The organism is uncultured Cocleimonas sp., assembly GCF_947495625.1.
Classification (GTDB): domain Bacteria; phylum Pseudomonadota; class Gammaproteobacteria; order Thiotrichales; family Thiotrichaceae; genus Cocleimonas.
On record NZ_CANLZW010000002.1, the window covers coordinates 203,981 to 220,118 of the forward strand.

Annotated in this window: 15 protein-coding genes; 10 read left to right on the forward strand and 5 right to left on the reverse strand. The window is 39.4% G+C overall.

The features are described 5' to 3' along the window. The first annotated feature begins 197 nt into the window (after positions 1-197). The 5 genes from Q1A31_RS02165 (at position 198) to Q1A31_RS02185 (ending at position 4,781) form a co-directional block, all read left to right on the forward strand. Positions 198-779 carry a DUF4760 domain-containing protein gene (locus tag Q1A31_RS02165; RefSeq protein ID WP_299871700.1) on the forward strand — a complete coding sequence of 194 codons (582 nt, stop codon included), beginning with the start codon at positions 198-200 and terminating at the stop codon, positions 777-779. 358 nt (positions 780-1,137) lie between these two features. Then, positions 1,138-1,785 carry a bifunctional 2-polyprenyl-6-hydroxyphenol methylase/3-demethylubiquinol 3-O-methyltransferase UbiG gene (locus tag Q1A31_RS02170; RefSeq protein ID WP_299871703.1) on the forward strand — a complete coding sequence of 216 codons (648 nt, stop codon included), beginning with the start codon at positions 1,138-1,140 and terminating at the stop codon, positions 1,783-1,785. Between the two features lie 199 nt (positions 1,786-1,984). Next, positions 1,985-2,338 (forward strand): YkgJ family cysteine cluster protein, encoded by a 354-nt coding sequence (locus Q1A31_RS02175; protein ID WP_299871706.1) that lies wholly within the window; start codon positions 1,985-1,987, stop codon positions 2,336-2,338. 530 nt (positions 2,339-2,868) lie between these two features. Beyond that, positions 2,869-3,366 (forward strand): hypothetical protein, encoded by a 498-nt coding sequence (locus tag Q1A31_RS02180; protein WP_299871709.1) that lies wholly within the window; start codon positions 2,869-2,871, stop codon positions 3,364-3,366. A gap of 107 nt (positions 3,367-3,473) precedes the next feature. Beyond that, positions 3,474-4,781 (forward strand): threonine/serine exporter ThrE family protein, encoded by a 1,308-nt coding sequence (locus tag Q1A31_RS02185; RefSeq protein WP_299871711.1) that lies wholly within the window; start codon positions 3,474-3,476, stop codon positions 4,779-4,781. A 119-nt stretch (positions 4,782-4,900) separates the two neighbouring features. On the opposite strand, the gene Q1A31_RS02190 is transcribed toward Q1A31_RS02185, so the two are convergent. The 4 genes from Q1A31_RS02190 to Q1A31_RS02205 all read right to left on the reverse strand — a co-directional run bounded on the left by Q1A31_RS02190 (position 4,901) and on the right by Q1A31_RS02205 (position 10,407). Beyond that, positions 4,901-8,275 carry an adenylate/guanylate cyclase domain-containing protein gene (locus Q1A31_RS02190; RefSeq protein WP_299871714.1) on the reverse strand — a complete coding sequence of 1,125 codons (3,375 nt, stop codon included), beginning with the start codon at positions 8,273-8,275 and terminating at the stop codon, positions 4,901-4,903. Positions 8,276-8,392: 117 nt separating this feature from the next. Continuing rightward, entirely contained in the window at positions 8,393-9,607 is a 1,215-nt protein-coding gene (locus Q1A31_RS02195) for a class I SAM-dependent methyltransferase (protein ID WP_299871717.1), read from the reverse strand. Positions 9,608-9,798: 191 nt separating this feature from the next. Next, a complete protein-coding gene (locus tag Q1A31_RS02200) occupies positions 9,799-10,119 on the reverse strand; it encodes a hypothetical protein (RefSeq protein ID WP_299871720.1) in 321 nt (106 codons plus the stop codon). A gap of 12 nt (positions 10,120-10,131) precedes the next feature. Then, positions 10,132-10,407, reverse strand: coding sequence for a GIY-YIG nuclease family protein (locus tag Q1A31_RS02205; protein ID WP_299871722.1), 276 nt, complete (start codon positions 10,405-10,407; stop codon positions 10,132-10,134). A gap of 191 nt (positions 10,408-10,598) precedes the next feature. Between Q1A31_RS02205 and Q1A31_RS02210 the strand changes: the two genes are divergently transcribed. The 5 genes from Q1A31_RS02210 to Q1A31_RS02230 all read left to right on the forward strand — a co-directional run bounded on the left by Q1A31_RS02210 (position 10,599) and on the right by Q1A31_RS02230 (position 14,225). Next, positions 10,599-11,555: an ABC transporter ATP-binding protein gene (locus Q1A31_RS02210; protein ID WP_299871724.1), complete on the forward strand. Its 957-nt coding sequence runs from the start codon at positions 10,599-10,601 to the stop codon at positions 11,553-11,555. Beyond that, complete coding sequence (locus Q1A31_RS02215; RefSeq protein WP_299871727.1) at positions 11,552-12,325, forward strand: ABC transporter permease; 774 nt, start codon at positions 11,552-11,554, stop codon at positions 12,323-12,325. Before Q1A31_RS02210 ends, Q1A31_RS02215 begins: the two co-directional genes overlap by 4 nt. A 400-nt stretch (positions 12,326-12,725) precedes the next feature. After that, positions 12,726-12,947: a hypothetical protein gene (locus Q1A31_RS02220; RefSeq protein WP_299871731.1), complete on the forward strand. Its 222-nt coding sequence runs from the start codon at positions 12,726-12,728 to the stop codon at positions 12,945-12,947. A gap of 94 nt (positions 12,948-13,041) precedes the next feature. Beyond that, positions 13,042-13,287, forward strand: a complete 246-nt coding sequence (locus Q1A31_RS02225; RefSeq protein ID WP_299871734.1) for a hypothetical protein — start codon at positions 13,042-13,044, stop codon at positions 13,285-13,287. A 20-nt stretch (positions 13,288-13,307) separates the two neighbouring features. After that, a complete protein-coding gene (locus Q1A31_RS02230) occupies positions 13,308-14,225 on the forward strand; it encodes an alpha/beta hydrolase (protein WP_299871736.1) in 918 nt (305 codons plus the stop codon). A 9-nt stretch (positions 14,226-14,234) separates the two neighbouring features. Here the strand turns inward: Q1A31_RS02230 and Q1A31_RS02235 are convergent, their stop codons facing one another. Beyond that, positions 14,235-15,971 (reverse strand): winged helix-turn-helix domain-containing tetratricopeptide repeat protein, encoded by a 1,737-nt coding sequence (locus tag Q1A31_RS02235; RefSeq protein WP_299871739.1) that lies wholly within the window; start codon positions 15,969-15,971, stop codon positions 14,235-14,237. Positions 15,972-16,138: the final 167 nt, after the last annotated feature.

Consider the following 16,138-nt stretch of genomic DNA (forward strand, 5'->3'; position numbering starts at 1 on the left):
CTAAAGCTGTTTTCTCTGATGTGTTCTGGGTGGCAATTTCTCTTTCCTGATCAGATCAATTGGTTAATACACCATAAGCTGGCATAATAAGCAGTATCTATTTGATTATTGCTTTTCTTACATTAAATAGTGATAAAGTGATTCTTAAACGATCTTTCTGGCTTGTGGAAGAGACCAACTTAAGAAAAGGATAACCTATGACTTTACAAGAATTCTCTAAAGATATAGTACCTATATTGCAACTTTTAGTTTCATTTGTAGGCGTTGTAGGCTTGGTGTTACTTTGGTATCAAATAAGGCTTACGCATCAATGGAACAAGGCAAATAGTCAGCATGCGCTACTCTCGAACCTGCCCGATGAAGATCATGAAAAGCGATTCTGGAAAATCATAGAAGATCTGGACGTTGAAGAAAATGGAGCTCTCACCAAAGAATCAGCTGATAAAATCTATAGTAATTCAGATCATTGGGTTTGTGTGAAACAATTTCTTAATAAATTTGAGCAATTGTGCGCAGCTGTAAACGCACAAACAATAGATGATAATTATGCTTATAGCGTCCATTCTGCAAGGATCACAGACACTTATCATAAATTCAAAAATTACATAATATATAGTCGAGAAAAGGCTGAAGATGACGAAATATATATAGAGCTAGAAGTTGTGGCCTCTCGTTGGCATGAACGTTATTTAAATACAAAAGAACATCGAGAGCAAAAATTAGCCGCAGCTCAAGAATCACTTAATAAAGAAAAGGGAACAAAAGCAATTGTCCCTTAACAAACGCGTAACCCTGATATGTAGGTTGTATAAGCTTGCGCCATCTGACGCATGCTTTCTGAAATGTACTTATTCCCTCTAATATTTGTTTATAACTCTCGAAACCCAGATGACGCTATCGCTTATCTAGGCTACATCTGTAATTATTTTGTAAACTCTTAAAATGCGAGCCAGAGGACACTCAACAACTTCTACGGCAGTTGCGTTGTCTCGTAAAATAGCTAGACTGGCCTTTGCACTAATGAGAGATCATTCTGAATATTTTCCAATTTAAGTTTTTTTGACTTGAATATGGACATAGAATCTCGCATTTTTCCGCTGAGCAAGGGGGTATGTTCCCCCCATAAAGGTATAGAGAATGAGTAAACCGGAAAAGTTTTGGGACGGAGCATCTAAAAACTACGACAAGACCGAAGAACGATTTGAGTACATTCATAGTAAATCTAGAGAAAATACCAAAAAATTCCTCAAAGGTAGCGATACCGTTCTCGATTATGGGTGTGGGACAGGAACTGCAGCTTGCCAGTTTTCCTGTCAGGTTAAAGAGGTTCACGCTATTGATATATCATCGAAGATGATTGAAATAGCGAGGGAGAAAGCAGCAGTTGCGAAAGTAGAGAACGTAAGCTTCGAGCAATCGGATATTTTTGACAGCAAATATTCTAAAGAGTCGTATGATGTTATTCTGGCTTTTAACATGTTACATACAGTCCCTAGCCCACAGGATGTAGTACTGCGAATAAATGAATTGCTAAAGCCAGAAGGTTTATTCATTTCTGTAACACCTTGCTTACGTCAAAAGATGTCATTTTTAGTTAATCTTCAAATCCAGCTGGTGCGGGTCTTGTGTAAACTTGGACTAATTCCCATTCCTATAAGAAGAGTCACAAGCTCTGAAGTAGAAAGCTTATTAGAGGCAGGCGGGTTTCAAGCTGTTGAATCTGAAGAGATATACAAAGACGCATCTAGCTATTTTGTCGTGGCTAAGAAGTTACAAAAAACATAACAAGTAACCATACAAGTGCTACATCGGAAAAACTACTCGCCAACGCTTGTATTGTTTTTTATTTTTACATAACGTAAATAAAATTTATGCAGAGCTAAGTACTTTTCTAATTCCTTTTATTTGTTTCGATGAAATTGAATATAGATTTAGATTAACGTTGTTAGCTAATTGCATACATAAATAAATAAATAAGATATAAATGAACGATAACCAAGAAATCATTTTACGACTACGTGAGCGCATTCCGACATTCGAATGTGTGCCAGGTTGTCACGACTGTTGCGGTCCGGTAACTACTTCTTCGGAGGAAATGTCACGTCTGCCGGTTAAAACTGATGCCGAACATGAAGTAGCATTAGATAATTATAATTGCGTACATCTGGGGCCTAATGGTTGTGAGGTTTATGAGGAGCGACCTTTAATCTGTCGATTGTTTGGCACAACACAAACTATGCCCTGCCCTAATGGTCGTCGCCCAGAAGATATGGTTGACCCTGAAATTGAAAGCCTGGTTCATCACTATATCGCTAACACACGGCAGGTTTTAGTGTAGGTCATTAAAACCTGTTTTATCTTTTGTAAAGTGTGGTAACCCGTATCCACATTCGTAGGTTAGATAAGCTTGCGTCATCTGACGCATGCTTTCTGAAATGTATTTATTCTCTCTATCATTTCTTTATAACTCTCGAAACCCAGATGACGCTATCGCTTATCTAGGCTACATCTGCAATTATTTTGTAAACTCACAAAAGACTTCCATCATTGTATACTCAACAAAAACTCTTCACTCTCAGGTTTTTATTACCTGTCCTTAGAATAGGATTTTAAAGTCACCCCCCTACTTTTAGGCACTTTTTTTATATCAGAAGACGCCATTATCCTTAAACCATCAAAACAAATAGAAGCGGTTCATTAATTAAGACATCCATCTTTTAGTCATGAGATACAAAGCCTTAAACGATTGATGAGTTGTGTGATTTTCTGGGTTTCTTGTCGTCAACCCAAACTACTGTAATTCTGCTTACGCTTGTCCTTAGTTATTACAAGAGGGATACTCGCCCCTCTTTATCATAAGACTCACCCATGAATACACACGCCAAGATTAACGACTCACTGACCCTGCCTTGCGGAGCAATCATCCGCAATCGACTAATGAAGTCAGCCATGAGTGAGCAGCTTGGCGATAAGAATCACAACCCCAAGCCTGGTCTAGAAACGCTCTACCGCACCTGGGCCGAGGGTGGTTTAGGTATTTCGGTCACTGGCAATATCATGATCGACCGTTCTGCACTTGGAGAGCCCGCCAATGTTGTACTCGATGAGCAGAGTGATCTAGAAGCTTTTCGTCGCTGGAGTACAGCGGGAAAAACAGGTGGTTGCGCGATCTGGGCACAGCTCAACCATCCCGGTAAACAAATACCTAACTTTTTGGTGAAGACGCCTGTCGCACCTTCGGCTATTGCATTGGGTGGAGGATTAGCCAAAGGTAAGGCGCCTAATGAAAAACTCTCTGCATGGAAAACAGTCTTTGAAACACTACTGGCATCAGGGGTCTATTCGTTTAAGCAAAGAAGGGTTTAAGAAATGCTGTTACTTACACCAGCAGAAATAAGTGAACTTCTAATTTACCAGGCACGATAGGTCGGATATGGTACGCCATTCAACACTACCTTAATATTTGGCTCGTCATGTCCGATTTGATCACAGAACCTAGCTCAGAATTAAACTCAGGACTAGGCCAAGAACTTAACCAAGAACTAAGTCCAAAACACATCTACGATCAAAAGTACGATGCGGCGTGTCAGTTTATTATTAAACTGGGTACGGCAGTGCATCACTATGGCCCGTCTGCGGCGCGCCTTGAGTCTTATTTAACGGCGGTTTGTACGACGCTTGGTTATGAAGGTGTGTTTCGCTCGACTCCTTCTGAGATTACTTTTGCTTTTTCCAAGCAAGATCAATGGTGGCAACGCACGCATATTGCCGTTGTGCCTGTGGGTGGTTACAACATGGCAAAGTTGGCTGAAGTGGGCAACTTAGTTGAGGAGTTGGTCGCAGATAAGATTACGCTGATTGAAGCGTCAAAACGCTTGGATGAAATTGAGGCTATGCCTGATCCCTGGGGATTGTGGTCTTACCCTGTGAGTTTTGCCTTAGTCGCTTTTGGATTTTCAGGTATGTTAGAGGGTAGCTTACTGGATAATATCGTCTCAGTTTGTTTAAGCCTTGTCGTTTGTGCCTTGTTTTTATTGGCCGAAAAAATGAAAGGCCGTTTTTTAGATGCGCTGCCCTTCACCTCTGCTTTTGTTGCTGGTAGTTGCGCAGCTACGGTGAAATTATGGCTACCTGAGCTTAACGAGAGCATCGTTATATTAGCCGCGATTATTGTATTAATTCCTGGCTTTATTATTTCTGCTGGCATTGTTGAAATCGTAGAAAATTACATTATTGCAGGAACAGCACGCCTGTTTGGTGGCCTGGTTTACCTGATAAAACAATTCACTGGTGCATGGCTAGGTATTTCATTTATCAGTTTGTTTGGAGATATGGAGCTAAATACCTCTCTTGACCCCAATTCGACCTCTATCATCCTGCTATCTATAACGTGTTTGATTGTTGGTTTATGCCTGGCTTATCAAACCTTATTGAGAGATTGTGTTTGGGTGCTAATTAATTGCGCTCTAGCCTATGGTATCGTTCTCAGTACCAGCGAATTACTGTCTGCTGATATAGGCATTTTGTTCGGTGCAACCGTAGCCAGTATGTTCGCGAATTTATGGGCGAGGATGACCAATCGACCGACTTCAATTGTATTGATTCCTGCGATAACGATATTGGTCAGTGGCTCAATCGGTTTTCGTGGTTTGCTGACTGCAGCCACTCAGCAAGCTGATCAAGGTATGCAAATGTTTCTGCAAATGTTCATTGTCGCATTAGCCATTGCCGCAGGTTTGTTGATTGCTAATATCATTTTACGACCTAAAATTAGTCTTTGATAATCGATAGTTTGTTAGCTCTGATCAACATTTTAATTCATTGTGACGATTAAGAATTAAAGGTCACCCCCCTACTTTTAGCCTGTTTTTCGTTAACATTATCGTTATGGAATCTCAGATTAATCACCCTTTACCACATGACTTACACTCGATTCGGCTAATAGTTCTGCGGCTCTCAGCAAATCTTTAGTACTCTTTTTGTCTTCAAATTTTTCATAGGCTGCGTGTAATAAAACGCGAGACTTAGTAATATCTTTTTCATTACTTTTATTTTTTGCAAAGTTAAATAAACTCACCGCTACTTTTAATTCCTGAGTAATAGCACCCTGCTGCAACGCAATCTCCAAGGCAATATCTAGCTCTTGTTTAACTCTTGCGTAATCTGGTTCTGGTTGTCGCAATAAAACTTCAGCGATACAGCGATGCGTTTCAGCATCTAGCCAATGCTCTCCACCTATTTCAGTAAACTCCAGTGACTTTTCTAATATGTCTAAAGCTTTACCGATTGAGCCGGTTTCCATTAATGCCTGAGCGTAAATAATCATGATCTGTGGACGAAACAGTCCCAAGTTCATTCCTATATAGGCCTCAACTCCTTTTTCCAGAAAAGTCATTCCTTCTTCTTTGTTACCGAGCCGCACCAATGCCCAACCTTTGAAAATAATGCCTGCAACCTTCCACAAAGGGGTTTCTAATTTAGTTGCGACTTCAATCGCTTTGTCACTCGCTTCTAATGCTAATTCAGCCTCGTCTAATAAAACATAGGGAATGACTCTGCTGACAATATGTGAAATGCCAATAGTATTAGCGCTGGGGATTTTCTTGGCTAGTTCAAAAGCTTCTTCACTGCATTTATATAACTCAGCGATATTTCCTTGGTGCCACTGGCTTAAGCCTAAATACGTCAAGGATATAACCTTGATATCCTGACCATAGAGAATATTCAAACTTTTATGAGTTTTGTAATCGTATGTGGCTAATGCCTTTTTAAAATAAACATCTGCTTTCTTCGACTCTCCTTTCATTACCAACGATGAGCCACGCATACGATTGGCTATCATTTCCAAGGTCTTGGTTTCACCTTTTTGGCTTTCTACCAGTTTAAAAAACTCATCAACCAATGACTCTGCTTTGTTAATTAAACCGCACACCTGGAAAAAAGCATATCGACCATGTAAAACCGGGAAAATCTCCGGTGATGATTTGATCTTTTTGGAAAGGGCCAAAGCCCGTGTATAAGCCTTTTCCACTAGGGGAGATACATAGCTTTTAGAGGCGATTAATGGGCCGATTAAGCGCACTTGAAACTGAAATTCCAGCTCCATATTTTCCTCAGTTTCAGGCAAGCTGTTCAATATCTCAATCGCCTTTGTGAAATGCGATATCGCCTCATTATGTGATGAGGTTTGATTCGACTTATTACCTGCGGCCAACCAATATTGAATCGCCAATTCAGACTTTCCTGCTTCTGTGTAATGCAGTGCCAGCATTCCGGGAGAGGCGTCTACAATTTCAGGGAATTTCTCTTTTAAGGCATCAGCGATCAGCTCGTGATATTCACGGCGCGTAGTTTTGAGTAAAGATTCATAAGCCGTTTCTTGCAATAAAGCATGACGAAATTGATAGACTGATTCCTCGGAATCTTCATGTTGCACTATCAAACGTGAATTGATCAATTTCTGTAATGCATTATCGATGCTTTCAAAACCATCAATAGGCAAACTTTTTAGTAAATCAATCGAAAATTCTCGTCCTATGGTAGACGCTACCTGTGCAATTTTCTTAACCGTTGAAAGTTGATCCAAACGAGCCATTAATGAGTCTTTTAGTGTATTTGGAATTGCCATACTGGCTAACGGTCCAGCAAGCTCATATCGTTTATTCGTCAGTTTCAACTGTCCAGAATCGAGAACCGTTTTAGTCAATTCCTCTACGAACAAAGGTACGCCATCGGTTTTAGCAATTAATTCCTGTATCACTTCTTCTGGCAAAGAATTGTTACCTGCCAACTGTGTGACCATCTCGTAACTTTGTTTCTGACTTAGACGACCCAGAGTTAGTGATTGCATCACGACATCTTTATTTGTTATTAGCTGGCTACCCGGACGCGAAGTAATAAAAAACAAAATGCGTTGAGAGCTAATATTGCGGCATATAATGTTTATCAATTCCTGGGTGGATGGATCGATCCAGTGAGTGTCTTCAAAAATCAACAGCAAAGGATGTTCCAGCGCCATCTGCTCCATTAAGCCTAACCAGGAAGAGAAGATCAGTTCTTTCGTCTTTTCTGGACTCACATCGACAAACGCATCTTGACCTACCACCTTAACACCCATCAGTGGTGCAAAAAATGGTGCATATTGTCCTAAAGGTGTTAGGAATTGATCGAATAAAGCAACGACACTTTTATAAGCAACTTCCTCCGAAACATCCTTATCTATATTCAATAATTGTTTGAGATAATTAATTATGGGATAGAAAGCTGAATTAGTATGCACAGACGAGCAACGATACAAACGCAGATGCTGAGGCTCATCTGACACCCTGCTCATAAATTCTGAGACTACTCTGGATTTGCCAACCCCGGCTTCACCAGTCAACATAACGATTTGACCAACACCGTTTTTAGCTTGTTCCCAACATTCTGATAAAAAATCCAGTTCTCTATCTCTTCCTACAACTGGAGTAATACCGTGTCGACGGCGTACATGAAATTCAGATCGATAGTTTTTCTCTGCTAACACACGAAATATTTCAATCGAGTGAGATACGCCTTTCAAGGGTTCTTTACCGAGGCTTTCTAAAATAAACAAACCATTGACCAAAGCTTTGGTCTCTTCGGTAATCGCCACCGTATCTTCATGTGCAAGTTTTTCTACTCTTGCGGCAATATTCGGCGTTTCCCCTACTATTGCGTTTTCTTCACGATTGGAACCACTGCCCATTTGGCCCACTACAACCAAACCGGTATGAATACCCAAACGGACCTTTAACTTAATATTTTGTTTTCCAGAATATTCTGAAACCAAGCTGCGATTCAGGTTTTTTATTTCTTCTATGATTCCTAAACCGGCTAGTATCGAGCGACGAGCATCGTCTTCATGGGCATGTGGATGACCAAAATAAATTAATAAACCATCACCGATATATTTAGCAATATGTCCACCATAGCGCAACGTCACTTCGGCAACGCATTGTTGATAAGATCTTAAAATTTGACGGAGTTCCTCTGGATCAAGCTTTTCAGCAAGCTCAGACGAACCCACCAGGTCACAAAACATCACCGTTAATTGACGTCTTTCAGCGTCTTGCTCGGTTTTTTCGCTGGAGGTAAATTTAGTTAACTTAAGACCACAGCCGCCACAAAAATCAGCGTCAGATTGATTGGTAAAACCGCATGAACCACAGATTTCAGCTAGCTTTGCACCACATTTTTTACAAAACTTTCTATCTTCACTATTATCTGCTTTGCAATTTGCACAGCTTATTTTCATATTGCTTTTTCTCTCAACAGCGATCCATACAGCAAAATATAGATTTCAGTATCTTGTTTTAAAGTACAAATAATACAAGCACCTGAAAAACTATTCTGTGACTTAAGGAGACTTTGATTAAGTTGCAGGATTTAAAGTTAAGACCAAACGATACGCTTGTAACTGATTATGATAGAAATTATGCGCCACGCCCCATAAGTACAATAAGAACTTGGCATAGAGTTCACGCCCCCATCGATCGATAATTAATTCACGGTTTTCTTCCATCTTTTCAGCCCAGGCTTTACACGTTAAATAGTAACTATGTCTATCGCTATGGACCGTTAATAATTCCATATCACTTTTTTGCACTTCACCCAAAAAGTCATGAATACTCAAAGTGCAGTGATTACCCGGATAAATATAACGATTTAAGAAAGCATTAAAGTCAAATTTCCTGGTGCTGGCACTTCCATCAAAATATGCATACCCTCCTGTTTTTAATAAGCTTTCCAGCTTTTTTACTACCTTATCGTAATATGGCATATGCTCAATCACGCCTAACACTACAACCGCGTCAAATTTTTGCTCAGGTTCAAATTCAAGGAAATTTTGATTGATCACATGACAGGGCAAATCTTTTTCTTTAATCAGACGATTCAAATAATCCTTAGAATGCTCGGCAATGGTTAATGATGTGACCTCTATGCCCTGCTTTCCGGCATATTCATTAAACGCACCCCAACCACCACCCACATCCAATACTTTTGAGCCCTTTTTAAGATGACAGGATTCAATCACATAATCCAGTTTGCGCTTCATCGCTGTCTCTAGGGTTTCATCGTCAGACTCGTAGACACCTTGTGAATAGGTACGCGTTTCATCAAGGATGACCATATAAAAATCATCATCGAATTCGTAATGTTCTTTTATGGCATTTCGATCATCTTTAACCTGACCATAAAGTTTAGGTTTGATACGACGGACAAAATCCAATACAGGGTGCTTATCAGAAATCGCATGGCGTAAGTCCAGGACTTTCATGAAGTCACCCAGGATTTCTATGTCTCCTTTGATGTAAGCTTCAGCTAGTGCTAATTCATCTAAAGAGCTTAGGGCGGAAAAGGCTCGCTCATTATTTAAATGAATTTCAAATTCAGAATCAGAGGCATTATCGCCTATTTTGACTTCACTTTTATCCGGCATATAGACAGAAGCCGCACATGTTGTCGCTTCATCTAAAGCCTTCAATACCCAGACCATTTTTTTACCCGGGTTATAGGTTTGTATTACAACATCATTTCGTTTTGATACTTCAGGGGTGGAAGCATCTTCGATATTTACCGCTCGCATAGTAATTACCTCGCACTTGTTGCTTGTTTTTTTATTCTTATTTTATTTACTTATATATAGTCTATTTTGCAGATTTAATCAGCTAAAAATCTATTAATAAATAACTACAATACCCACTCAATCACAAAATGCTATTACATAGATTAAATAGGCTTGAACACTCAGCAACTATCGATAACTAAAAATTACGCTTATCTCTTCTTAATCAATAAGCTGCTGAGAAGCTCGAATTCTGTCTGAGTAGATTCATTATCTGCTTCGATACCAGATTCTTTGAAATACCAGTTTACCGCAGCATTCAAGATGGGGCGTTGCCGTGTACTAATTTCACAATAGTTGTCGTTTTCAGCAGACTCGATTTTATTAGCTATCAATAACAGCGCCTCCCGTGAAGCGGCTGCACAATCAGAACCACCTTTTGGATAAGCAGCATCGGCATAATGCTGTAAGACTTTAAATAGAGCCTTCCCTGCGCCTGCGGAAGTGTCGAATATAAATGTGCGTTTTCTCATTATTTTTATAATTTACGCAGATACGGTGAGGTCGCCTTTGATAAACGATTCTTTGTCGCTCTTTTTCAATTGCTTTAGTTGATATTCTCGCTGACAGGCAGCCGACCGTGACTCCGCTGCTTCTTCATAGACCAAGGAAACGGGGCGTCTAACTCTTGTGTACTTTGCACCCGCTTTCTCTTCATTATGTTCTTTTAAACGGCGCTCAACATCGGTAGTCACACCGGTATAAAGACTATTGTCAGAACAGCGAAGCATATAAACAAACCATTCGGATAATTCCCCCATTTTTCTCCTATTTGCCCTCTTGTTTGTCCTCTTGTTTGTCCTCCAGTTCATTCGCCTGATCTACTTTCACAAAAGTAGTCGAAAAATGCCCCTAGACAAAAAACAGTTTCTTATATTTAAATTGAATTGTTAGATAAGATACCACATGATTGCTTAGTTCTATTCAGCAAAATTAACTCTGACAAAAAACCATGAAACCTGCACTTAAAATAACAAACTTAAAGAAGACCTATGGCGATAGTATGCATGCGCTCAAAGGCATCGATTTACAGGTCGAGCAAGGCGATTTCTTTGCTCTCCTTGGGGCAAATGGCGCAGGCAAATCAACAACGATTGGTATTATTTGTTCTCTCGTGAATAAAACGGCAGGAAGTGTTGAAGTGTTTGGTTATGACCTCGATACCCAGCGCGAACAAGTGCAGGAACATATTGGTTTAGTCCCACAGGAGTTTAACTTTAATGTGTGGGAACCAGTGATGGACATACTCATCAATCAGGCCGGCTACTACGGCATCGACCGAATTACCGCAACTGAGCGTGCTGAAGAACTGCTCAGACACCTTGATTTATGGGATAAACGCCACGAACAAGCGAATAAACTTTCAGGCGGCATGAAGCGTCGACTAATGATTGCCAGAGCTTTGCTGCACAAGCCTAAACTATTAATTTTAGATGAACCAACAGCTGGCGTGGATATTGAAATTCGCCGCTCAATGTGGAAATTTCTGACCCAACTCAATCAGGCAGGAACAACCATCATTCTAACCACACATTATCTGGAAGAAGCGGAAAACATGTGCGATAACATCGCCATCATTAATCGCGGTGAAGTGGTTAGTAATACCAGCATGAAGGAATTACTTTCGCATTTAAATGTAGAAACATTCGTGCTCGATGTTAAAGAACCCATCACAGAACTCCCCCATATTGAAGATATTACCTTGCGTCGACGCGACGCGAACACCATTGAGGCTGATCTAGACAAGTCCAGATCGCTGAATTTTCTTTTTGAAAAACTCAGTGAACACAATATCCGCGTTTCAAGTATGCGAAATAAAACCAGTCGTTTAGAAGAGTTATTTATCAACCTGGTTGAAAAAGATAAAGTCCAAGACAACGAATCAAATGACGCGGAGGCAGCCTCATGAACAACAAAAAGAATCTGACTGCCTTTAGAACCATCATTACCAAAGAAGTATTACGCTTCTTGAGAATCTGGGTGCAAACCCTAATACCGCCCGCAATCACCATGACCTTATACTTTGTGATTTTCGGTAATTTGATTGGTAGTGCAATCGGTGAAATGGGTGGTTTCAAATATATCGAATACATTACGCCCGGTTTGATCATGATGTCGGTAATTACCAATTCATATTCCAATGTTGTTGCCGCATTTTTCAATGCGAAAATGTACGGTCATGTTCAGGAGATGCTGATTTCACCTGTGCCTAACCATGTCATTTTACTCGGCTATATTGGCGGTGGAATGGCGAGAGGATTAACCGTTGGCTTAATCGTGACACTGGTCTCTTTATTCTTTTCAGAATTGCATATTGAACATCCGATAATGACTATCTTCATCGTATTGATGACGTCCATGTTGTTCTCAATTGCAGGTTTCATTAACGCTGTATATGCGAGAAACTTTGATGACATCAGCATTATCCCAACCTTCGTATTAACGCCCCTAACCTATCTGGGTGGCGTTTTCTATTCGATTAGTCTGCTCTCTGAATTCTGGCAAACCGTATCGCTAGCAAATCCAGTACTCTATATGGTAAATGGTTTCCGCTACGGTATTCTTGGAGTTTCAGATATAAATCCTTGGGTGAGTTTCTCTTTAATTATCGCGTTCATAGCCGCTTTGTATTTCATCGCTTATCGATTATTAAAGAATGGCGTTGGAATCCGATCTTAAGGTTGCTCTTCTTGGCTCACTAAGAGCCAGAAGTGTACGCAGGGTCATGCGTAGCATGGGGCTGTACTGGTTTTATTCATAGGTAGCATTTCAAATAGTCACCCCCCTACTTTTAGGCACTTTTTGCAAAAAACTTACCGATAGACAGTCAACATTAAATCGACTAAACATCAGCTAGTGTGCTTATTTGCCATCTACAAATTACTTTTAAAAATAAACTGCAAATAAAACAACAACTCTTAAAGACCCCTTAAGCATCTGTTTATATTGATAATATAAAACCGTCGTAAAACCGTTTCCTTTCCGTTGGGTTATTTCATTGGGATTCACTTATAAATGAGTCATAGCAAATGGCTAAGCAGCCAATAAGCTATTTACTCAAACTAAAAGGAGTCTTCCAATGAAAACCGCAATGACACTCTTAACTTTTTTAATAGCTATATCCATAGGTTCACTTAGCTATGCCGAAAACACAAGCCCTAGTGCTAGCGACCAGATCAACCTAGATGAGCAAGCTACTATTGCTCCTAATCTTGTTACTGTTCCAGTTACTATTCGAGTCATTCCATCAAATGAAACTGAAATTGATTACGCATACGATTCTGACGATGATGGATGTTAATTCACATAAAGGTGTACCAAAAGTACCTCATTGCATTCATTTTCGGTGAGGTATTTGAAAAACTATACATATTAAATTTATGAAGGAGTCTCAAATGAAGGTATTCAAATTTGGAATAACTGAGGTTGTGGTTCACATTAACGAAGAACTGAATAAACAGCACCGAGAAAATTTGTCAGAACAAGTTAACAACCTAAAAGGAATTTCTAGTGTGTTAATGAGTGATCAAAAACCACATTTAATGCGGGTAAGTTATGACCCGCAAACAATCAGTTCTCAGCAAGTACTTGAAGGCGTTAAAAACACTGGCATACATGCTCAGCTTGCAGGTTGGCTATAATAGATATAGAGGGACTTAACATGAAAGCAATAAGTAATATTTTAATCAGTGCGTTATTCTTCTTCATTAGCTCAAGTTCATTTGCGGAAGAAGTCACACTCCCATTTAATAATTTAACCCTGAATGCAAACCTCGAAATCGCTGAAGGGAAGACAATCAGTGATGGTGTAGTACTCATTATGCACAGTTTTCTTGCGCATAACCGCATGGAAATTATCAAAGCAAGCCAGGATGCTTTTTTAGAAAATGAGCAAAACTCGCTAGCTATTAATTTGAGTCTTGGCGTAGACAATAGGCATGGTAACTACGATTGTTTTATTCCGATTCGCTTTAAACTATCCGATGCAATTGCTGAATTAGATATCTGGATTAATTGGTTATCTCGTAAAGGAGTCGAGAAAATTGTGCTAATGGGACATTCAATCTCTTCAAACCAGATTTTGAATTATATGGCAAAACGCAATAACCCATCAGTAACAGGCTTAGTACTTCTCGCTCCCAATACTCGGGGAACCGCCAGTTCGCCTGCCCGCTATAAAGAAACCTATGGAACGCTCCTCTCCGAAGTCCTTGAGCGTGCAAAACTTTTGATCGCGGATGGAAAAAAAGACCAGTTAATGAAAGAAGTAGATTGGGGTTTTTGCCCCAAGACCTCAGTCAGTGCTGACGCCTTTGTCGCATTTTATAAAAGAAAAAAAGAATTCTGGAATGCACATCTTTATCTGCCACAGATAAATGTTCCGGTTTTGATTGTTGCAGCAAGTCATGATGAGCACCAACCCAATATTGATAAGTATATGAAACCCTATGTAGATGATAAACGTATATTTTTAACCATTGTTGAAGGAGCAGGTCATTTCTTTCGCGACTTGAATATTGAAGATGCGGTTGAGGCAGCTGTAGAATTTGTTGATAATCTTGAGACGACTTCTTCATAATCTTTGAGACTACCACAGAGGAACACCGGCTTTTTCCAGACCATTAAAGAAATGATCACGATCTGCTTTTCTACGGTATGGCAATCGGTATTTTAATCTATCAATAGTAAATGGGGGAGTTTTCTCAGCTTTACTTTTATTGTTTAAAGCTTTGATAAACAATTGTGCTTTATCTTGCTGGCCCAAATACCCATAGTTCGCGATGGCAAGAATCAAAGAGTGACAGCCCTGGATATTTTGTGTGGTATTACAATCTAATGACTTGTTAGACGTTTCATACAAACCCATATCAAATTGTGATCGTCCAATCACAGTAAGATAAGGATGAGTGAAATTAGGATCTAAGCGCATTCCTATTTTAGCATTCTCAATGGCTCGTCCAGGTTGTCCAGAAAAGCTCAGTGCTTCTGCAAGTGCCAGATAAGCCATTGCATAATTTGTATTCAGTTTGATTGCTTTCTCAGCTTCCACTATGGATTCCTCATAACGACGATTGATCAGTAACATGGCTGATTTGGTACTATATGCCAGTGGTGTTGGATTTTTCAATGCGAGCTCTATTTCTTTATTGGCACGTCGCCAACCCTCATGCGGAGTGCCATGGTTCTCATGCCATTTGAGTTGCCATGATTTCCAGTAAATCAAAGCCAGAGCCGCATGCGCACGCGAATTATCTGGGTCAAGCTGTAATGCTTTTTTAAAATGTGTTTCGGCAATGGCAAAATCATCTCTGGTAAACTTCCAGTATCTTTCCCATCCTTTTAAGAATTCATCGTAAGAAGCCACATTGATAATTTTATTCATGGTTTCATTGTTAGCAACGGCATTTCCAGTATTATTTTTTAGTCTAATTGAAAGTGCTGCTGTGATTTTTCTCGTGACCTCATCTTGAACTGCAAACAAATTTTCGAGGGTAGAATCGTAGCGTTCAGCCCAGATATTTTTATTTGTCATACTGTCCATGAGTTGAACGTTAATTCTGAATTGATTGTTATCCCTCCTTACACTGCCCTGTAATATATATCTAACCCCTAATTTTTCCGCGATATCCGTCAGCTTTATTGGTTTATCTTTATATTGAAATGAAGAGTTTCGTGCGATAACAAAAAGACCAGAAACGTTGGACAAATCAGTAATTAAATCTTCTGTAATGCCATCACTAAAATAATTTAACTTGGGATTTTTACCAACATTATCAAAAGGTAGAACAACAAGTGAAGGTTTATCAGGTGGCAATAGAGATGTTGTTTTTTTAACAAGAAACAACGAAACAGCAACAATAAAAATCCCTCCTAAAACAATTAGATAAAGCAGCTTTTTACTATTAATTATTTTAACTTTTGTTTTTGATGAATGATTTAGTTCATTACTATGGGGTTCTGAAGAGATTACTTTTTGTACATCAGCTATCAAGCGATAGCCTGTTTTAGGGATAGTTTCTATCACGGATGGATTTTTTGAACTATCACCAAAAGCCTTACGTAATTTAATTACTGTATTAGTAATTGCGTCGTAACTAACAATGGTTCCTCGCCAAATATCTTCCTCTAGCTCTTGGCGAGAAATTACTTCACCAGGATGATTAGCAAGAAATACTAAAACCTGCATAACTTTTGGTTCTAATTTTACACTTCGAGAGCCTTTTTGTATTCGTAAAGTATCAGGCGACACTTCCCATCCAGCCACTAAAAAACACTCATTATTTAAATGACTTGAAGATTCAACCTGTTCCTCATGCTCCGTCATAACAACCTATTTTTTTAAGCAAACTTTTAATAACTTATACTAATAGAGTGTAATACATAAATGAGGTAAAGGTTATTAGTCTAGATTAAGGTCACCCCCCCAATGCCGTTGAATTAAGCAACCAAGTCATTGTTTTTACTATCATACCTTATAGCCTTTTCGCAGTT